This window comes from Streptosporangium sp. NPDC050148 (assembly GCF_055586505.1).
On sequence record NZ_JBVJIA010000045.1, the window covers coordinates 15,488 to 33,759 of the forward strand.

At 74.4% G+C, this 18,272-nt stretch carries 18 protein-coding genes; 8 read left to right on the top strand and 10 right to left on the bottom strand.

Annotation, left to right across the window (positions count from 1 at the left end; all coding sequences use genetic code 11):
• Positions 1-140: 140 nt before the first annotated feature.
• Positions 141-1,121: a tryptophan--tRNA ligase gene (trpS, locus tag ACZ6RT_RS33615; RefSeq protein ID WP_470157967.1), complete on the bottom strand. Its 981-nt coding sequence runs from the start codon at positions 1,119-1,121 to the stop codon at positions 141-143.
• A 296-nt stretch (positions 1,122-1,417) separates the two neighbouring features.
• On the opposite strand from trpS, the gene ACZ6RT_RS33620 reads away from it, so the two are divergent.
• Entirely contained in the window at positions 1,418-2,239 is an 822-nt protein-coding gene (locus tag ACZ6RT_RS33620) for a GNAT family N-acetyltransferase (RefSeq protein ID WP_470157968.1), read from the top strand.
• 37 nt (positions 2,240-2,276) lie between these two features.
• Here the strand turns inward: ACZ6RT_RS33620 and ACZ6RT_RS33625 are convergent, their stop codons facing one another.
• The 4 genes from ACZ6RT_RS33625 to ACZ6RT_RS33640 form a co-directional block, all read right to left on the bottom strand.
• Positions 2,277-3,410 carry a DUF917 domain-containing protein gene (locus tag ACZ6RT_RS33625; protein WP_470157970.1) on the bottom strand — a complete coding sequence of 378 codons (1,134 nt, stop codon included), beginning with the start codon at positions 3,408-3,410 and terminating at the stop codon, positions 2,277-2,279.
• Positions 3,407-5,038: a hydantoinase/oxoprolinase N-terminal domain-containing protein gene (locus tag ACZ6RT_RS33630; protein WP_470157971.1), complete on the bottom strand. Its 1,632-nt coding sequence runs from the start codon at positions 5,036-5,038 to the stop codon at positions 3,407-3,409. Before ACZ6RT_RS33630 ends, ACZ6RT_RS33625 begins: the two co-directional genes overlap by 4 nt.
• A 73-nt stretch (positions 5,039-5,111) precedes the next feature.
• A complete protein-coding gene (locus ACZ6RT_RS33635; RefSeq protein ID WP_470157973.1) occupies positions 5,112-6,449 on the bottom strand; it encodes a purine-cytosine permease family protein in 1,338 nt (445 codons plus the stop codon).
• An 88-nt stretch (positions 6,450-6,537) separates the two neighbouring features.
• On the bottom strand, positions 6,538-7,131 hold the full coding sequence (locus ACZ6RT_RS33640; RefSeq protein ID WP_470157975.1) for a TetR/AcrR family transcriptional regulator: 594 nt from the start codon (positions 7,129-7,131) through the stop codon (positions 6,538-6,540).
• A 75-nt stretch (positions 7,132-7,206) separates the two neighbouring features.
• On the opposite strand from ACZ6RT_RS33640, the gene ACZ6RT_RS33645 reads away from it, so the two are divergent.
• Entirely contained in the window at positions 7,207-8,031 is an 825-nt protein-coding gene (locus ACZ6RT_RS33645) for a class I SAM-dependent methyltransferase (RefSeq protein ID WP_470157977.1), read from the top strand.
• Positions 8,032-8,162: 131 nt separating this feature from the next.
• On the opposite strand, the gene chrA is transcribed toward ACZ6RT_RS33645, so the two are convergent.
• Genes chrA through ACZ6RT_RS33660 form a run of 3 tightly spaced genes read right to left on the bottom strand, consistent with a single transcriptional unit; the run spans position 8,163 to position 10,687 of the window.
• Positions 8,163-9,614, bottom strand: a complete 1,452-nt coding sequence (gene chrA, locus ACZ6RT_RS33650; RefSeq protein WP_470157978.1) for a chromate efflux transporter — start codon at positions 9,612-9,614, stop codon at positions 8,163-8,165.
• 12 nt (positions 9,615-9,626) lie between these two features.
• Positions 9,627-10,058 carry a chromate resistance protein ChrB domain-containing protein gene (locus ACZ6RT_RS33655; RefSeq protein WP_399192673.1) on the bottom strand — a complete coding sequence of 144 codons (432 nt, stop codon included), beginning with the start codon at positions 10,056-10,058 and terminating at the stop codon, positions 9,627-9,629.
• Positions 10,055-10,687: a Chromate resistance protein ChrB gene (locus tag ACZ6RT_RS33660; RefSeq protein WP_470157979.1), complete on the bottom strand. Its 633-nt coding sequence runs from the start codon at positions 10,685-10,687 to the stop codon at positions 10,055-10,057. The genes ACZ6RT_RS33655 and ACZ6RT_RS33660 overlap by 4 nt, the downstream gene beginning before the upstream one ends.
• A gap of 161 nt (positions 10,688-10,848) precedes the next feature.
• Between ACZ6RT_RS33660 and ACZ6RT_RS33665 the strand changes: the two genes are divergently transcribed.
• From ACZ6RT_RS33665 to ACZ6RT_RS33680, 4 genes are all read left to right on the top strand, one after another.
• Positions 10,849-11,523 carry an ABC transporter ATP-binding protein gene (locus tag ACZ6RT_RS33665; RefSeq protein WP_399192677.1) on the top strand — a complete coding sequence of 225 codons (675 nt, stop codon included), beginning with the start codon at positions 10,849-10,851 and terminating at the stop codon, positions 11,521-11,523.
• Positions 11,520-12,320: an ABC transporter permease gene (locus tag ACZ6RT_RS33670; protein WP_470157981.1), complete on the top strand. Its 801-nt coding sequence runs from the start codon at positions 11,520-11,522 to the stop codon at positions 12,318-12,320. The genes ACZ6RT_RS33665 and ACZ6RT_RS33670 overlap by 4 nt, the downstream gene beginning before the upstream one ends.
• 1,166 nt (positions 12,321-13,486) lie before the next feature.
• On the top strand, positions 13,487-14,641 hold the full coding sequence (locus tag ACZ6RT_RS33675; protein ID WP_470157982.1) for a sensor histidine kinase: 1,155 nt from the start codon (positions 13,487-13,489) through the stop codon (positions 14,639-14,641).
• Complete coding sequence (locus tag ACZ6RT_RS33680) at positions 14,614-15,303, top strand: response regulator transcription factor (protein WP_470157984.1); 690 nt, start codon at positions 14,614-14,616, stop codon at positions 15,301-15,303. The genes ACZ6RT_RS33675 and ACZ6RT_RS33680 overlap by 28 nt, the downstream gene beginning before the upstream one ends.
• Here ACZ6RT_RS33680 and ACZ6RT_RS33685 read toward each other — a convergent pair.
• Entirely contained in the window at positions 15,282-15,710 is a 429-nt protein-coding gene (locus ACZ6RT_RS33685) for a winged helix-turn-helix transcriptional regulator (protein WP_470157986.1), read from the bottom strand. The two genes, ACZ6RT_RS33680 and ACZ6RT_RS33685, sit on opposite strands and share 22 nt — an antisense overlap.
• A 92-nt stretch (positions 15,711-15,802) precedes the next feature.
• Between ACZ6RT_RS33685 and ACZ6RT_RS33690 the strand changes: the two genes are divergently transcribed.
• Together ACZ6RT_RS33690 and ACZ6RT_RS33695 are read left to right on the top strand one after the other, a co-directional pair.
• On the top strand, positions 15,803-16,660 hold the full coding sequence (locus ACZ6RT_RS33690) for an SDR family oxidoreductase (protein WP_470157987.1): 858 nt from the start codon (positions 15,803-15,805) through the stop codon (positions 16,658-16,660).
• 341 nt (positions 16,661-17,001) lie between these two features.
• Positions 17,002-17,514: a hypothetical protein gene (locus tag ACZ6RT_RS33695; protein ID WP_399192691.1), complete on the top strand. Its 513-nt coding sequence runs from the start codon at positions 17,002-17,004 to the stop codon at positions 17,512-17,514.
• A gap of 105 nt (positions 17,515-17,619) precedes the next feature.
• Here the strand turns inward: ACZ6RT_RS33695 and ACZ6RT_RS33700 are convergent, their stop codons facing one another.
• On the bottom strand, positions 17,620-18,090 hold the full coding sequence (locus tag ACZ6RT_RS33700; RefSeq protein WP_470157989.1) for an STAS domain-containing protein: 471 nt from the start codon (positions 18,088-18,090) through the stop codon (positions 17,620-17,622).
• Positions 18,091-18,272 lie beyond the last annotated feature (182 nt).

Consider the following 18,272-nt stretch of genomic DNA (forward strand, 5'->3'; position numbering starts at 1 on the left):
CCGGCCGGGAGGTCAGGGCTGCGGTCAAGGCGGGTGACGCCGCCGATCGGGTGGTCTTCCGAGCGTGCGTGCCCGCGGGACGGGCGCGCGCTCCTGAAGGTCGCCTGCGGGTGAAGGCGGTGGGTGACGCGGGCGTGGTCTCAGCCGGGGAGCAGGCCAATCGCCGCCTTGGCCTGGCGTACCTTCACGCCGGCCGACTCGCGGGCACGCTCGGCACCGGCCCGCAGGACCTTCCGGACGTGCCCCGGGTCCTCGGCCAGCCGCAGGTACCGCTCCCGGACGGGCGCGAGGGTGGCCACCACCGCGTCGGCGATCGCCTCCTTCAGCTCGCCGTACCGGTCGAACCGCCCGGCCAGCCGCCGCGGCTCGTCGCCGGTGCAGGCGGCCAGGACGGCGAGCAGGTTCGACACCCCCGGTTTGCGGTCCGGGTCGTAGCTCACCACGCCGTCGGTGTCGGTGACCGCGCGCATCACCTTGCGCCGCAGGACGTCCGGCTCGTCGAGCAGCCGCAGCGTCCCGGCCGCCGAGGGGGCCGACTTGCTCATCTTGTCGCCGGGTGAGGTCAGGTCCATGATGCGGGCCGCGACCGGCGGGTTGACCGCGCGGGGGACGGTGAAGGTGGGGCCGTAGCGGGTGTTGAACCGCTGGGCGATGTCGCGGGCCAGCTCCACGTGCTGGCTCTGGTCCTCGCCGACGGGCACCTCGTCGGTGTCGTACAGCAGGATGTCGGCGGCCATCAGGATCGGGTAGGTCAGCAGCGACATCCGGACCTGGCTCTGGCGGCCGGCCTTCTCCTTGAACTGGATCATCCGCTGGGCCTCGCCGTACCCGGTGGCGCACTCCAGCAGGTAGTGCAGCTCGGTGTGCTCGGGGACGTGCGACTGCACCAGGAACAGGCACGTGTCGGGGTCGGCGCCCGCGGCCAGCAGGACGGTGGCGAACTCCAGCGTCCGCCGCCGTACGTCGGCCGGGTCGTGTTCCAGGGTCAGGGCGTGCAGGTCGGAGATGAACACCACGGTGTCCGTGGTGGCCTGCCCGGCGACGATCGGTGCGATCGCGCCGATGTGGTTGCCCAGGTGCAGGTCGCCGGACGGGGTGAAGCCGGTGAGTCGTCGTGGCATGGGTGTGGCTCCCTCGGGATCGGGAGACCGCCCGGACGGGCCACCGAGGTACGAACACACGAAACGGCCGCCCGTATCGGGCGGCCGCGTCATCAGGTCACGCGAATGAACAATGCCGCCCCCTCAGGGGCGCCACCAGCAAAGGAACGAGTGGATCATCCGCACGTCGCGACGATACCACCCGGCGGCCGTCCGCAGGGCCCGGCGGCCGCGGCGGTCCCGGAGCGCGCGGTCGCCCGACCGGGGCGGATGTCAAGGCGTCCGGACCCGCGCCGGTCTCGTGCCACGATACAGAAATGATCTCTGTCGCCGATCCGCGTCTGGTCAGGGGCCTTCAGGAGAGGGCGGCCCGGGCCCTGCCCGCCGAGCACGTCGAGCGCCTGGGCGGATGGTGGCTGCGCCTGGCGCCCGGCTGCTCCTGGTGGGTGGGGACGGTGCTGCCGCACGGCGAGGCCGGGCCGGGAGGGCTGGAGGCCGGGGTGAAGGCGGCCGAGGACTTCTACGCCCGCCACGGCCTGGACACCCGCTTCCAGATCACCCCGGGGGCCTGCCCCGACGGCCTCGACGCGTTCCTGGCCGAGCGCGGCTACCAGCGCGGTGGCCGGGTGTCACTCCAGGCGGCCCCGGCCGCACGGGTGCTGGAGCGGACCAGGGAGCAGGCCCCGGCAGCGCGGGTGCCGGAACGGGCCCGGCAGCAGGCGCCGGCCGAGCCCCTGCGGGTGCGGGTGGACGGGCGTCCGACGGACGACTGGTTCGAGGGCCTGCGCGCCGTGCACGGTCACGACGGCGAGCGGGAGCTGCTCGGCCGGGTGGAGGCGCCGAGCGCGTACGCCTCGGTGATCGCCGGAACCGAGGTGGTCGCGGTGGGCCGGGCGGTCGCCGACGACGGCTGGGCGGGGGTGTTCGGGATGGCGACGCTCCCGCGGGCGCGGGGCAGGGGCGCGGCCCGCCGGGTGCTCGCCGCACTGGCCGCCTGGGCCCGCACCCGGGACGCGGATCGGATGTACCTGCAGGTGGAGTGCGGCAACGACGCGGCCGTGCGGCTGTACGCGCGGGCGGGCTTCGAGGAGGTGTGCGGCTACCACTACCGCGCGGCGAAGGCGCCCGCCGCCCGGTGAGGCACGGGGCGGGACGCCGGGAAGCGGGCGCGGCTCGTCAGGGGGTGGCGGGGGTCAGCTCCTCGAGCGGCGTGTAGGGCCGGTCCAGGCCGAAGGCGGACGGGCCGAAGCACGCCAGGGCCTCGGGGCTGCGCATGATGGCGGGGGTGGAGATGGCGTAGACGGTCAGGCGCTGGCCGTACGCCAGGGCCTCGGTGGTGACCGGCCTGCCGGTCTCGGTGTTCAGCGTGCAGATCAGGTCGGGGACGATCGCGGCGACCTGGCCGTCGTGCCCGTGCTCGCCCGCGCGGACCGCGACCAGGTGCTCGTTCTGGAAGGTGATGACGATCCGGTCACCGGGGTCGCCGGGGTCGCCGCTCGCGGCCAGGGTGACCTGGCCGCGGGCGAACCCGCCGACGGTGGTGCGGTCGACGTCGACGACCTTGCCGCGGAACAGGACGCGGCCGTGGGAGTAGAAGGTGCCGCGCAATGCGTCGGTCAGCGCGTCGAACGGGTCGCGGTGGCGCTCGCGGGCGGTGCGCAGCGCGGTGCCGATCTTCAGGGCCAGGCCCAGGGTGCCGGGCACCGCGGTCTCGCGCACGGTGGCGGCGCTCATGGGGTAGCTGGCGGTGTAGGCGGCGCCGCCCATCCGGATGGTCAGGCCGCGGGCCAGCCACTCCATCCGGTCGTTGTCGGCGGCCTCGATGACGGCGCTGTCGCCGTGGTCGGAGGCGATGCCCATCGGGGAGCCCGGCACTCCCGCCACGTTGAACGTGACCATCTGGATCTCGGGGAAGGCTCGGCCCATCCCGTCGGCGTCGACGACCGGCAGGTCCGCCGCCGCGGCCGCCACCAGCGGCATCATGCTGTTCAGGCCGCCGGCCTCGAGCGGCATGATCGCGTCCACGGCGCGGCCCAGGTGCCTTTCCAGGGCGCGCAGCGCGGCCACGCTGCCCTCGGGGGAGGGGAGTTTCTCGATGAAGACGGTGGGGGCTCCCATCATCGCCACCGCGACCACCAGGGCGTCGTCGCGCAACGTGTCGAGGTCGACGATCCGCACCTCGCGGCCCGCCCGCAGCTGCCGCTCGACGAGCAGCCGGCCGATGTAGGGGTCGCCGCCCCCGCCGGTGCCCAGCACGGCCGCGCCCTCGGCCAGATCGCCGAGATTCTCCGGGGTCAGGGTGAAACTCATCGCCTCGCGTCCTGTTCGTGTCCTCGTGCGGTGCCGGCCTCGGCGCCGGGTCCGTCTCCGGCGGGGCCGCCCGCGGAACGGTGTTCCAGGTCCAGGTCGCCCACCGCGCGGACCTGGACGCGTCTGCCGCCGGGCAGGTAGGCCACGTGCACCTCGGTGACGTCGACGATCCTGACGGTGCCGGGGGCGGCGCCCGCGGAGACGGCGATCCGTTCGGCCTCGGCGCGGGCGGCGGCGATGGCCTCCTCGCGGGCGCGGGGGCCGTCGACGGCGACGACCCGGTCGACGTCGCCGCCGATCTGGCCGATGGCGGCGCCGATGGCGTTGGCGACCGCGTGGTGCGGCGGCCGGTGCACGGTCAGGTCCCCGGGGAGCAGCTCGGGCATGAGCACGCCGCCGCCGCCGACCACGACGATCGGCAGCGGCGCGGCCGACACCCTCATCCGGTCGACCAGCTCGACGACCCGGCCGGCCATCCACTCCAGGCCGCTCCGGACCAGGCCGGGGTCCAGGTGCCGTACCAGGGAGGGGTCTCCGATCTCGGCCAGGCCGCCCGCGACGGCGAGGTCGGTGGCGGTGAGCACGTCGCCGCCGAACACCAGGGCCTGGCGGGTGAGCCGGAACCCGACGCTGTCGGGTCCGGCCGACACAGAGGGGCCGGTGGTGACGAGGCTGCCGCCGCCCAGGCCGATCGACAGCACGTCCGGCATCCGGAAGTTGGTGCGCACCCCGCCGATGTCGACCTCGCCGGTGGCCTGGCGCGGGTAGCCGCGGCCGATCACGCCGACGTCGGTGGTGGTGCCGCCGATGTCGACGACCGCGCAGTCGGACAGTTCCCCGGCCAGGAACGCCGCGCCGCGCATCGAGTTGGTCGGGCCGGAGGCGAAGGTGCGTACCGGGTAGCGGCGGGTGTACTCGGCGTCCATCAGGGTGCCGTCGTTCTGCGACAGGTACAGCGGCGCGGAGATCCCGGCCGTGCGCAGGGCCCCGACGAACGCCTCGACGATCTCGTCGGCCAGCTCGCGCAGGCAGGCGTTGACGACGGTGGCGTTCTCGCGTTCCAGCAGCCCGATCCGGCCGAGCTGGTGCGACAGGCTCACGTGCAGGTGCGGCAGCTCCTCCAGCAGGATGTCGGCGGCCTGTTCCTCCAGCTCCGCAGCGGCGGGGGAGAACACCGAGCCGATCGCGACCGTGCGGATGTCGTGTGCCTCCAGGTCCTCGGCGACGCGCAGCAGCTCCTCGCGGCGCAGGGGGGCGATGGCCCGGCCGTCGAACTCGTGTCCGCCGTGGCACAGGTGGACGCGCGGGTCGATCGCCGCGTGCAGGGCGGCGGGCCAGTTGACCAGGGGAGGGAGGCCGGAGGTGGCCGGCAGCGCCAGCCGCACCACTCCGGTGCGGGCCAGACCCCGCCCGGTCACCAGCGCGTTGGTGAAGTGGGTGGTGCCGATCATCACCGCGCCGATCCGGTCGCGGTCGATGCCGGCCGAGCCGACGAGGTCGTGCAGGGCGGTGACCACCCCGCCGGTGACGTCCTGGGTGGTGGCGGTCTTGACCGACGCCACCACGGTGGCCGCGTCCATCAGGACGGCGTCGGTGTGGGTGCCTCCCACGTCGATCCCAACGCGCACGGGTGACTCCTCGGGAAGGTCGGGCGATGACGCCGGGACGGGGGAGCGGGCGGGCCTTTCGATCCGGCGGGGGTCAGCCGGTGGTGGCCGTCCGCGTCCCGGGGCCGCCGGTCAGGCCGAGCCTGCCCGCCACGGCGTAGGCGGCGAAGGCCACCGCCAGGGCGTTGAGGGCGGGGATGCCCCAGGTGAGGTACTTGCCGACCAGGGCGGCGGCCAGCCAGATCACCAGTGCCGCCGGGACCCATCCCGGCGCGGAGTCCGGCAGGGTGCCGGTGGCCGCGGAGGCGTCCAGGGCGGGGCGCCAGCGGCGTACCAGGTAGTACTCGGCGATCATGATGCCGGCGATCGGCGGGATGCCCACCCCGAGCAGGACGAAGAAGTCGATCAGGTGGTCGAGGATCCCGGCGGCGGCCAGGGCGGTGCCGATCACCCCGAGGGCGACGGTGAGGAGCGCGCGGCCGGGCCGGGCGCCGAAGGCGGTGTCCAGGGCGTTGGCCGTGCCCAGGCTGGCGGCGTACAGGTTCCAGTCGTTGATCTTCAGCGTCGCGGTGATCAGCACGATCGTGCCGATCACGCCGGAGGTGGTGGTGACGATGGCGATCACGTCGCCGGTGCGCAGCGCGTGGGCCAGCAGCACCCCCACCAGCGCGATGACGTACTCGCCGAGCGTGATGCCCACGACGGTCTGCTTGACCACGTCGGCGGCGCTGCGGTTCCACCGGCACATGTCCGGGCTGATCACCGCGCCGACGATGAAGCCGCCGGCCACGATGGTGGCGCCCTCGGCCAGGCCGATGGCCGGTCCGGCGGGCGCGGAGGCGACCAGCGCGCCCAGGGAGTGCTCCGAGAGCTGGTCGGCGATCGCCCAGCCGGCCAGCGCGAGGAAGGCCGGGACGGTGATCCAGGCCGTCCACGCCATGCCGGCGAAGCCGTGCACCACGATGGCGGTGACGGCCAGGCCCGCCACGATCGACCACACCCAGACCGGTGGCCCGCCCAGCAGGGAGGCCAGGCCCTGGGCGAGCACGGCCGACTGCACGCCGAACCAGCCCAGCAGCGCGGTGGCGACGACCAGGCCGACCACGGTCGCGCCGTGCCGGCCGAAGCCGGTCCAGCGGGCCAGCACGGCCGTCGACAAGCCCTCGCGCATCCCGGCGATGCCGATCGCGATCGCGACGACCTCCAGGATCACCGCGCCGAGCGTGATGGCCCAGACCGCGTCCCAGAACCTCATGCCCATGCCGAGGGTGGCGCCCAGCAGGAACTGCGACAGGGCGCTGAGCATGCCGAACCGCTGCACCGCGACGGTGACCCAGCCGTAGCGGGCCTCGCGCGGCACCCGTTCCAGGGCGTAGTCGTCGCGGGCCAGCCCGGCGTCGGCCGGGTCCCTGACGGTCGTCGGATCGGCCATTCCCAGGCTCCTTCTTCACCGGTGAAGAGCATCTGGGGCATGACGCTAGGCGCCTTGTGGATCTTTGGGAAGAGGTGATCTTCTTCCGTTACGTTCGCGGTACGGCGCCGGACAGGACCGTGGTCACGATCTTGCGGACGGCCTCGGTCTCCGGCGGGGTGCCCTCGTGTCCGGCGTAGAGCAGGTGCGTGGTCCCGATCAGCATGGCCGCGAGCGTGTCGACGTCGGCGTCCGGCGCGATCCGGCCCAGGTCGCGCTCGGCGGCCAGGTAGGCCGCGATCATGATCGCGGCCTCCGTCAGCACCGGGACGCCGGCCGGCAGGTCCCGGCGCAGGCGGGCGCGGAGTTCGTCGCGGGCGGCGATGAGGCCGACGAGCGCCAGCGCGACCGACTCGAACAGCGACGTCAGCGCGCCGGTGAGGTTGCCGGCGACGGTGCCGGCGCCGGCGGACTCGCGCAGGGCGGCGGTCCGGCCGTCCATCCGGCCGACGCGGTCCAGCACGAGCTCGGCGAGGAAGGCGTCGAAGTCGGCGAAGTGCCGGTGCAGGACGCCCTTGGCGCAGCCCGCCTCGGTGGTGACCGCCCGGCTGGTCAGCGCGTTCGCGCCGTCCCGGAGCAGGACACGCTCGGCGGCGTCGAACAGCTGCGCGCGCGCGTCGCGGATGTGTACCCCTGTCGGCACGGGGTGCCTCCCCTTCGCTCGCCGGGCCCTGACTCGATTATTGACGAGTGGGCACGTGCCCACTACGGTGGGCGCATGCCCACTACGTCACAGGCGGCGGAGCCCGGCCGCGAGCAGGACATCCACCGGAACCGGCAGGTGGCCGAGTCGTTCGGCGCCGATCCCGAGCGCTACGACCGCACCCGGCCCCGCTACCCCGACGCCCTGATCGAGCGGATCACCGCCGCCGCACCCGGACGCGACGTCCTCGACGTCGGCGTCGGCACCGGCATCGCCGCCCGGCGGTTCCGGGCGGCCGGCTGCACCGTGCTCGGGGTCGAGGCCGACGCCCGGATGGCCGGATGGGCGCGAGAGCGCGGGCTCGACGTCGAGGTGGCACCGTTCGAGACCTGGGACGACGCCGGCCGCACGTTCGACGCGGTCGTCGCCGCCCAGACCTGGCACTGGGTGGACCCGGTCGCCGGAGCGGTCAAGGCCGCACGGGTGCTGCGGCCCGGTGGCCGGCTGGCCCTGTTCTGGAACGTGAACCAGCCCCCGCCCGAGATCGCCGAGGCCTTCCTGGAGGCCTACCGCCGGGTGCTGCCCGACCTGCCGATCTACGACCGGGTGCTGCCCGCCCTGGAGGCGTACGGGGTGATGTTCGACAAGGCCGCCGACGGGATCCGGCAGGCGGGCGCCTTCGACGAGCCGGAGCAGTGGCGCTTCGACTGGGAGCGGTCCTACACCCGTGACGAGTGGCTGGACCAGGTCCCCACCTTCGGCGGCCACAGCCGTTTGCCCCAGGACAAGCTGCGAGAGGTCCTGGACGGGATCGGGGCGGCGATCGACGCGGCGGGCGGCGGCTTCACGGCGCGCTACGCCACCGTGGCGGTCACCACGGCACGGACCGGCGCCTCCTGACCCGTCGCCCCTGCACCTCCTGACCCGGCGTGCCGCTCTCACGGCCTTCGGAAAGGCGAGCCGGGAGAGCGGCACGGCGGGGTCGGGCGGGTCAAGGGGGTCGGGTCAAGAGGGGTCGAGGGGGTGCCGGGTCAGGGCAGCAGCAGTGAGGCGATGCCGAGCAGAGCGCAGACGCCCAGGATGCGCAGCATCGGCCAGCGCAGCACGAACGTCATCACCAGCGCCGCCGCGGTGATGGCCAGCGCCAGGAGGTCGAGGCTGCCGACCTCGGGCACCTGGACGTGCAACGGTCCCCAGCTCCACACGTGGGTGACGTCGAACAGGGTGTGCTGGGCGAAGTACACGGCGAGGTTGGCGATGACGCCGACGACGGCGGCCGTGATCCCGGTCAGCGCGGCACTGATCGCGGCGTTGTGACGCAGCCGCTCGATGTAGGGGGCGCCCAGGAAGATGAACAGGAAACACGGCACGAAGGTGACCCAGGTGGTCAGCAGGGCCCCCAGCAGCGCACCCGCCCAGGGCGTGAGCGGGCCGGGGTCGCGGAAGGCGCCGAGGAAGGCGACGAACTGCACGACCATGATGAGCGGTCCGGGGGTGGACTCGGCCAGGGCCAGGCCGCGCACCATCTCACCGGGGGTGAGCCAGCCGTAGGTCTGCACGGCCTGCTGGGCGACGAAGGCCAGCACCGCGTACGCGCCGCCGAAGGTGACCAGGGCGGTGCCGGAGAAGAACAGCCCCTGGGTGGTGAAGACGCTGTCGGTGCCGGTCAGCAGGGCGACGGCGGCCACCGGCAGCCACCAGGCGGCCAGTCCCACGGCCAGGATCTTGCCCGCCGAGCGCCGGCTGGGGGTGGCGTGGTGCAGGGCGTCGTCGGAGATCAGCGGGGCGGGCCCGTCGTCGGCGCCGTGCCCGCCGCCCTTCTTCACCAGGGCGGGCCTGAAGCGGTGGATCGCCCAGCCGACGAGGGCGGCGACGGCGACCACGACGGGGAAGGGCACCGCGAACAGCGCGAGCGCGGCGAAGGCGGCCACCGCGAGGGCGACGTAGACCGGGTGGGTCAGCGAGCGTTTGGCGACCCGGATGACGGCCTGGGCGACGATGGCCAGCACGGCCGGGGCGATCCCGGCGAACAGCGCGACCACCAGGGAGGTTTCCTGCCAGATGACGTAGACGGCCGACAGGGCGAGCAGGGCGAGCATGCCGGGCAGCACGAACAGGGTGCCGGCGACCAGGCCGCCGCGGGTGCCGTTCAGCAGCCAGCCGACGTAGATCGCCAGCTGCTGGGCCTCGGGTCCGGGCAGCAGCATGCAGTAGTTGAGGGCGTGGTTGAAGCGCTGCTGGCCGATCCAGCGCTTCTCCTCCACCAGGGTGCGCTGCATGACCGCGATCTGCCCGGCGGGGCCGCCGAAGGTCTGCAGGGAGATCCCGAACCAGGCGCGCACCGCCTGGCGGAACGGGATCACGTCCCCGGAGGTCCCCGGGCCTCCCGGGGTCGTGGAGTTCGCAGGGCCCGCGGGGGTCGCAGGGCCCGCGGGGCTGGCGGGATTCGCGGGGATCGCGCCCTGCGTCTGTGGGTCGGTCATGCTCTCTCCGGTTCAGGCGGGCGGTCGGCCGAGCAGGAACGCCCGCCGGTAGTACTCGTACAGGCCCTCGAAGATCGGGCCGGTCAGCTCCAGGACGCGTTCGTCGTGGCAGGTCATCGACAATCCGCGCAGGATCACGTCCAGGCCGGGCGCCTCGGGGGCGTCGTAGCGCTCGTCGTCGATGTCGGCCTCGTGCACGATCTCGGCGATCTTCCACAGCACCGGGTCGGTCAGCTCGTGGCGGCGCAGGATCGTCTCGAAGCTGCAGTCGGCGCCGTGGTGCGACAGCTCCACGCCGCGCATGTCGAACGGGGTGGCGTCGGGTGGGACCTGCTCGGGGGAGTCGACGAACACGAAGTGCGCCTCGGGATCGAGGTGGCGCCGGATGAGCCAGGCGCACGCCGCACGGTCGATGTGCACGCCCGCGCGGGTCGCCCACCTCATCGGGTCCCTCCCCGGTGCGCCGCCGTCTTCCCCGCGCCCCGCGCGCCGTCCACCGGCCCGCCCGCGGCCTCGGCGACCTCACGCGCCGCCGGACCGTCCGCCTCGTGAGCCTCCACGGACTCCGCCAGGTCGGGGCCGGAGGCCGGTCCGGGCGCGTTCAGGGCGCGTACGGCCTGGTGGGCCGGGTCACGCTCGGCGGGCGGGAAGAAGTCGCGGCGCCCGATGCGGCGCAGCTCGGCGCGGAGCCGGCCCGCCACGCGTGAGCGTTCCCCGCCCCTGGTCCCCTCGGCGGCCCGGGCCGCGGCGATGACCGCCCGGTACTCCTCCCGGCGGGCCTGTTGCATCTGCGTGGCGATCGCGCGTTCCTGGGACGGGCTCGCGGGGGTGGCCAGCCAGACCGTGGCGGTGCCGTCGGCGGCGACGATCTCTTCTGCGATCCAGTCCAGTTGCTCGCGCGTACGCGCGTCGGCGGGCAGCGCCACCAGCCCGTCTCCCAGCCGGGCCACCCCGAGGCGCTCCAGCCTGCGCCAGACGGCGATGCGCGGCGCCGAGGGCAGGCTCGGTATCCGGTAGGCCAGCAGCACCCACTGCCCGGCGTGCCCGGGCGGGGCCGAAGGATCGTGATTCACGGGCCACTCCTGATTTTCGTAACCGTGGTTACTGTAACGATTGTTACCCTCACCGAGAAGAGGTGGGGTGGGCCCGGCCGTCGTGGAGCGGTGGCGCGACGGCAGAATATGGCGGGAGACCACCGGGAAGACGGCAGGCGGATGACGGGAAGGTGGCTCGCGTGTCACAGGCGGGGTTCGTGCTGGAGGGGGTCGGCCTGCGCCGCGGGGGAGCGCCGGTCCTGACCGACATCTCCGCGCACCTGCCGAGGGGGTGCTGCACGCTGGTGACCGGGCCCAGCGGGGCGGGCAAGTCCAGCCTGCTGCGGCTGCTCAACCGCCTCGCCGAACCCGACACCGGGCGGATCCTGCTGGACGGCCGGCCGCTGAGCGGTCACGACCCGCTGCTGCTGCGCCGCCGGGTCGCCCTGGTGGCCCAGCACACCGCGCTGCTGACCGACTCGGTGGCGAGGGAGCTGGCCGTGGGACGCCCCGCCCTGGACGCCGCCCGCGCCGCCGACCTGCTGGAGCGGGTCGGACTGGGCGCCTCCTTCCTGTCCCGCTCCACCGAGGGCCTGTCCGGCGGCCAGGTCCAGCGCCTGGGCCTGGCCCGCGCGCTGGCCACCGGCCCGGAGGTGCTGCTGCTGGACGAGCCCACCTCGGCGCTGGACGACACCGCGACCGGTCTCGTCGACGACCTGCTGGCCGCCTTCGTCGCCGACGGCGGCAGCGCGGTCCTGGTCAGCCACCGCACCGCGCACGCGCGGCGGCTCGCCGGCCACGCGCTGGTGCTGGAGGCCGGACGGCTGACCGAGGCCGGCGACCCGGCCGGCCTGCGCTACCTGGCGGCGCCGTGACCGCCCCGGCGGTCCCCGGCTGGCCGGGGGTGGCCGCCTCCGCGGCGCTGGTGGCGCTGGCCGCCCTCCTGGCCGGCCGGGCCCGGCTGGGTCTGGCCGCCGACATGCTCGTCGCCTCGGCGCGGGCCCTCGGCCAGCTCGTCGCCGTCGCCGCGGTGCTGGCGGCGGTCTTCGCCCACGGCGGCCTGCCCGGCTCGCTCGCCTGGATCGCGGTGATGGTGCTCATCGCCGGCCGGGTCGCCGCCCGCCGCGCCCGCGGCCTGCCGCGCGCCCCCGCCGTGGCCACCCTGGCGGTCGGCATGGCGACCGTCGTGACCGTGGCCACGCTGGTGGTCTTCGCGGTGATCGACACCCGGCCGCACGTGCTGATCCCGGTGTCGGGCATGGTGGTCTCCGGCGCCATGCAGGCCACGGCCCTGACGCTGACCCGCCTGCACGAGGAGGTCGAGACCGCCCGCCCGCGGATCGAGGCCCGCCTCAGCTTGGGCCTGGACGCGGCCGCCGCCTTCGCCCCGCACGCCCGTACCGCCCTGCGGACCGCGATGCTGCCCGCCGTCGACGCCACCAAGGTCGTCGGCCTGATCAGCCTGCCCGGCGCCATGACCGGCCTCATCCTGGCCGGGGTGGAACCGCTGACCGCGATCCGCTACCAGATCGTGGTCATGTACATGCTATTGGCGGCCGCCACGCTGGCCGCCGTGGCCACCGCGCGCCTGGCCCGGACCGCCCTGTTCGACGACGCCCACCGGCTCCACGAGCTCCCCGCCCCGCCGGGCGGCCGATCGTCCCCGCGCTGACCCCGGCCTCCCGGATCCGGACTCCCGGCCGGTCCCGGCCGTGCGGCGCAGCCGGTAGGCCAGGACCGCGGCGGCCAGCAGCAGTCCCCAGACCGGGTACGGCCACAGCAGCAGGAGCAGCGGCCGACCCCACTGCACGGCGTTGACGGTGAGGCCGGGCGAGGCCAGGCAGCAGGCCCCCGCGACCAGTCCTCCCGCGGTCACCGGCAGCCGCACCGGCACGGGACGGCCGTGCAGGACCGGCACCCAGCGCGGCCACACCTCCCCCCACCTGGCGATCAGGCCGAGCGTCAGCACGGACCCGCCCAGGGCGCCGAAGCCGATGGCCAGGCCCTGCATCCTCAGGCCCGGGTTCGCGGCCAGCTCGGCCGCGCCGATGTCGGTGGGCCACGGGGTCAGCCAGGTCAGCCGGTAGAGCGCGTACGGCAGCGGGCACAGCGCCGCCGCGATCGTGACCGGGCGTCCCCAGCGGGCGGCGGCCGCGGGCCGGGCCCAGCGCGGCGTGCCACCGGCCCGGAAGGCCGCCACCGCGACGACCGCCCACAGGGCGCAGGCCAGCGCGTCGGCCAGCGTCCACGCCACGCGCCCGGCGTAGGAGGAGAAGCTCGCGGCGAGGTTGGCGAGCAGGCGGTCGAACGGGACGAGCCCGGTGAGCGTACCGCCCGCGACCAGGACGAACAGCGACACCAGGACCACCAGGGCCGCGATTCCCGCCCGTCCGCGGTGCGCGCAGGCCATGACCAGGACCGCCACCAGCGCGAGCGGGCCGATCAGTGCCATGCCGTAGCCCAGCAGGGACATGATGCCCGCGTCGGACATCACCACGCCGAAGAACAGGACCTGCGCGACCGCGCCCGCCTTCAGCGCCGCGCCCGAGGTGAAGGCCGTCACCAGCCCGGCCAGCCCGGCCACGACGGTCATCGGACCGCCCACGTCGTGCTCGAACAGGTGCGACAGCGACACGGTGACGCGGTCGAGCGCACCGAAGGGGTAGCTCGCCGGGGTGGTCCACCACCACAGACCGACGGCCGTCACGGCGATCGACAGCAGGGCGCTCGCGATCCGGAGGTTTCTCGTCATGGCGCTCACCGTAGGAACGTCCCCGCCGCGCCACCTCCCCCTGACGGGGGAGGGTTCCCGGCGGCGCCGTCACTAGCATCGTCGTCGTGAGCGGACACATGGCACGCGCCCTGCGGGCGGCGATCTACCCGTTGCTGGGCGCGGCCCTGCTCACCCCGGTGGCCGGGGCGCTCAGCCTGGTGATCCTCACCGAGGTGACGCCGGCGCGTGTCCTGACGCTGTGGGCGGCGTGCCTGCCCGCCTCCGTGCTGCTGGCCGCCGCGCCGCTGGTGCGGCGCATCGAGACCGTCGCGCTGTCGGAACTCCTCGACGTCGACGTCCCGGGCAGGGCCGACCCGCTCTACCTGGTGGCCCTGACGAGCCTGCACCTGTACGGCGGCGCCACGCTGGGCGCCGGGCTGCTCCTGCTGTCCCCGGGGCTGGCGCGCGCCGGCGACCTGGCGGGCTGGCGCGAGAGCCCCGCGCAGACGGCGGAGCCGTTCCTGCTGGCCGGTGCGGTGGTGGCCGCCATGGTCGTCGCCGGGCTCGGCCAGCGGCAGGCGGCGCGCCGGCTGCTGCGCGCCGAACCGTCCCGGGCGCTGGAGGTGCTCGGCCGCCGCCAGAGGCTCGCGCTGGAACTGCACGACGCGGTGGGGCACGCGCTGAGCGTGGTCCTGGTGCAGGGCATGGCCGCGCAGGCGGCGCTGGAGCGGCCCGAACCCCGGGTGGGCCAGGCCGCGGACTCGCTGGGCCACCTGCTGGACACCGCCCGCGCCGCCCAGGAGGAGCTCGACGTGCTGCTCGGCGTGCTGGACGAGGACGACACCGCGCGTACCCCCACGCTCGGCGCGCTCGGCGCGCTCACCCGCGGTCTCGACGTGCGGGTACGCGCCGCGGACCTGGACAGGGTCCCGGCGGCGACCTCGCGCGCCGCGTACGCGATCGCCAGGGAGGCGCTCACCAACGCCCTGCGTCACGGGCGCGGCCCCGTCACGCTCGACGTGGCGATCGCCGGCGACCTGGTGCTGACGGTGGAGAACCCCACCGGCGCCCGTACCGGCACCGACGGCACCGACGGCACGGACGGCATCGACGGGACCGGCCGGGATCCGGCGGTGAACGGGCGGGGCCTGGCGGGCATGCGCATGCGGGCCCGCCTGGTCGGCGGCACCTGCACGCTGGAGGAGGCGGGCGCCACCTGGCGCGTGCGGGCGAGGCTGCCGCTGAGATCCGCGTGGTCCTGGCCGACGACGACCGGCTGATCCGTACGGGGTGGTCGGCGATGCTCTCCGCCTGTGACGACCTCACCGTCGTGGGCGAGGCGGCGGACGGCCACGAGGCCGTCGAGGCCGGAACCGGGGCTGACGTCGTGCTGATGGACGTCCGCATGCCCCGGATGGACGGCCTGGCCGCCACCGCCGAGCTGGCCCGCCGCTCGCCCTGCACCCGTGTCGTCGTGGTCACCACCTTCGAGAGCGACCAGCTGGTCTGGGGGGCGCTGCGCGCGGGAGCGGCCGGGTACGTGCTCAAACGCGCTCCAGCGGCCGAGCTGGTGTACGCCGTCCGGCTGGTGCACTCGCGGGACGCGGTGCTCTTCCCCGACGCGTTGCGGCGCATCGCCTCGCCGCACCACGGCAGCGCCACGCCGCGTCACCCGGTGAACCTGACCCTGCGCGAGCTGCAGGTGCTGCGCCAGATCACGCTCGGGCAGGCCAACGCGGAGATCGCACAGGTGCTGCACGTGTCGCGGGAGACGGTCAAGACCCACGTCACCAACGTCCTGGACAAGCTGGGCGCCCGTGACCGCACGCAGGCGGCGGTCCTGGCCTACGAGCTCGGCCTGGTCGTGCCCGGCCTCGAGCTCCGCGAGCTCCGCGAGCCCCGTCAGCTCCGCGAGCCTCCTCAGCCCTGGCGGCGCTCGTAGGAGCGCCGGGCCGCCTCCACCTCGGGGGCGGTCTCCTCCAGCAGGTCGGCCAGGGCGCGCAGGTGCCCGGCGACCCGGGCCCCCAGCGGGGTCAGCGAGTACTCCACCCGGGGCGGGATCGCGCTGAGGACCTTGCGGGTGAGCAGGCCGTCGCGCTCCAGGGCCTGCAGGGTCTGCGACAGCATCTTCTCGCTCACCCCCTGGACCCGGCGGCGCAGCGCGTTGAAGCGGTAGCCGCCCTCGCCCAGGGCCAGCAGGGCGAGCGAGGCCCATTTGGCCGTCACGTCCTCGAAGGCGGCGCGGGAGGTGCAGGCGCTGGCGAAGACGTCGGTGACGAGCTGCTGGGAGGGCTCCGCCGAGGGTTCCGTCGAGGGCTTCGTCGGGGACTGCGCGCGCTGTTCGGACACACCGTCACCCTACCCCAGTCGCTGCGGAACAGCGGGTGCTGTACTTTGGTTAGTGCTTTCTAAAACACAGTACTGATCGAAGGGATCCGCGCATGCCCGCCTATGCCGTCACCGGAGCCACCGGCCACCTCGGCCGCCTCGTCATCGCCGACCTGCTCGCCCGGGGCGTGCCGGCCGGTGACATCGTCGCCGTCGCCCGTACCGAGGCCAAGGCCGCCGACCTGGCCGGGCGCGGTGTCGAGGTGCGCCAGGCCGACTACTCGCTGCCCGAGACGCTGCCGGCCGCCCTGGCCGGGGTGGGCCGCCTGCTGCTGATCTCCGGCGACGAGCCGGGACGGCGCCCGGCCCAGCACGCCGCGGTGATCGAGGCCGCGCGGGCCGGTGGCGTCGAGCGCATCGTCTACACCGGCATCCTGCGCGCCTCCACCAGCGCCAACCCGCTGGCGCCCGACCACAAGGCCACCGAGGAGACCCTGGCCGCCTCCGGCGTGCCGTACACCCTGCTGCGCAACGGCTGGTACACCGAGAACTACACCGACCAGCTCGACGGCTACCTGCAGCGGGGGGAGATCCTCGGCGCCGCGGGTTCCGGCAGGGTCTCCGCCGCACCCCGCGCCGACTACGCCGCGGCCGCCGCCACGGCACTGACCGGCGACGGGCACGACGGCGCCGTGTACGAACTCGGCGGCCCCGCCTTCACCCTCGGCGAGCTGGCCGCGACCGTCACCGAGGTCACCGGCACGAAGGTCGTCTACCGCGACCTCCCGCCGGCCGAGTACGCCGAGGCGCTGCGCCGCAGCGGGCTGGACGCGGGCACCGCCGCCTTCGTCGCCTCGCTGGACGAGTCCATCGCCCGCGGCGACCTGGAGACCGGCACCGGCGACCTGGCCCGGCTGCTCGGCCGCCCGGTCACCTCACTGGACGAGGCCGTCCGGAACGCCCGCCCCTGAGCCCGTCACCGCCCTCCCGCCGGGTGCGGGCGAGTGGCCCGCACCCGCCGCCGGGCCGCCGGGGATCGGCCGGGGATCGGCTCGATGCGCGAGACACCACGCCGATCTCCATCCGGTTCACCTGATCGAAGAACGCCATTTAAAGGCATATACCGGCATATCAGCGTCCAATGTACGGGTGGCGTTCCCGGTAACGCCGGGCGCCTTCCCCGGCCCCGTATCCCCACCTCGGGGGCCTGAGGAAACGCGCACGACATGTGCGCACAATGACGCAGACGGCGACGCGGAAAAGCGGTTCCCTGAGACTCGTCCGAACGACACGTCTTCAAAAGGATTCCATCATGTCGCGTATGCGTCGCCACATCGCCACCCTGTCCCTGACCGCGGCCGGACTGGCCACCAGCGCCGTCCTGGCGGCTCCGGCCCACGCCGCCGGGGCCACCGTCACGGTGGGCTCGTTCCAGAACATGTCCGTCGTCGGCACGACCGGCAACGACAGCATCGACATCAGGCCCCTCAACGGCAAGATCACCGTCTCGTCCGTCCAGCACTCGGTGACCGCGGGCGCCGGGTGCGTCCAGCAGGGACCCAGCACGGTCTCCTGCGCGGGGGTCACCACCATCCTGGTCAACGTCAGGACCGGGGACGACGTCGTGCGCAACAACACCTCGCTGTTCGCCGAGATCTTCGGCTCGGCCGGCTCCGACCGCCTGTCCGGCGGTTCGGGCCGCGACATCCTGGTCGGCGGGAGCGGCAACGACTTCCTGACCGGCAACCTCGGCAACGACACCACCGACGGCGGGGCCGACTTCGACACCTGCAGCGGCGAGTCCGAGCCCAACTGCGAGGCATAGGAGGAGACCCTCGCCACCACGGCCCGCCCGGGCACCGGCGGGCCCCGTCACGGTGACCGTCCCGCCTCGAGCGCCACGGCGATCAGAGGACGGTCACCGCTGTGGTCAGGTGCGGTGGCGACGGGCCCGCAGGCCCGCGGGCACGGCACGGCCGGCGCCCAGGCCGCGGAAGGACGGCAGGTGCCGGGATGCGGGCGGCGGACCGGCGAAGTCCTCACCGCCCGGCTCGGCGCAGGCCCTCAGGGCCTCGGTGACGCCGGCGAAGTGCACCGGCGCGTCGGAGGGGCTCCCGGCGACCAGCGGCGTCAGCCGCCGCATCGAGCCCGACGCCCCGGCGATGGCCAGGCCTCCACCGGTCTCGCTCAGGGTCCGGTGGGCAGAGGTGAGCAGACGCAGCCCGGCCACGTCGCAGAAGCTCAGGCGGGACGCGGCCAGCACGATGTGGCAGGGCCCGGGTCCCGGAGGGGGGATCAGGGACGGCGACAGCAGCGGCGCGGTGTACAGGTCCAGGTCACCGGCGACGGTGACCACGAACGTCGCCGCCCGTACGCGGAAAAGATGCACCGACAGGTTCAAGGGCTCTCCGTTCCGCTTCGGTTCTGGGGGTGGTCCTGGAGGTCTGCGGCCGGCGGATCGCCGGGCGGGGCGGTCGCCGTGAGCGGACGACCTCTCCGATCGGGTACGCACCGTGGACCGGCCGTACCCTTCCGTTCTACGGCATTCGAGGGCTGCCGTGGGTTTCCGGCCGGAAACATCAG

Bases quoted from the DNA above. Each gene is read 5' to 3' on its own strand.
- trpS (WP_470157967.1), bottom strand. From the start codon at position 1,121: ATGCCACGACGACTCACCGGCTTCACCCCGTCCGGCGACCTGCACCTG.
- ACZ6RT_RS33620 (WP_470157968.1), top strand. From the start codon at position 1,418: ATGATCTCTGTCGCCGATCCGCGTCTGGTCAGGGGCCTTCAGGAGAGG.
- ACZ6RT_RS33625 (WP_470157970.1), bottom strand. From the start codon at position 3,410: ATGAGTTTCACCCTGACCCCGGAGAATCTCGGCGATCTGGCCGAGGGC.
- ACZ6RT_RS33635 (WP_470157973.1), bottom strand. From the start codon at position 6,449: ATGGCCGATCCGACGACCGTCAGGGACCCGGCCGACGCCGGGCTGGCC.
- ACZ6RT_RS33645 (WP_470157977.1), top strand. From the start codon at position 7,207: ATGCCCACTACGTCACAGGCGGCGGAGCCCGGCCGCGAGCAGGACATC.
- chrA (WP_470157978.1), bottom strand. From the start codon at position 9,614: ATGACCGACCCACAGACGCAGGGCGCGATCCCCGCGAATCCCGCCAGC.
- ACZ6RT_RS33655 (WP_399192673.1), bottom strand. From the start codon at position 10,058: ATGAGGTGGGCGACCCGCGCGGGCGTGCACATCGACCGTGCGGCGTGC.
- ACZ6RT_RS33690 (WP_470157987.1), top strand. From the start codon at position 15,803: ATGCCCGCCTATGCCGTCACCGGAGCCACCGGCCACCTCGGCCGCCTC.
- ACZ6RT_RS33695 (WP_399192691.1), top strand. From the start codon at position 17,002: ATGTCGCGTATGCGTCGCCACATCGCCACCCTGTCCCTGACCGCGGCC.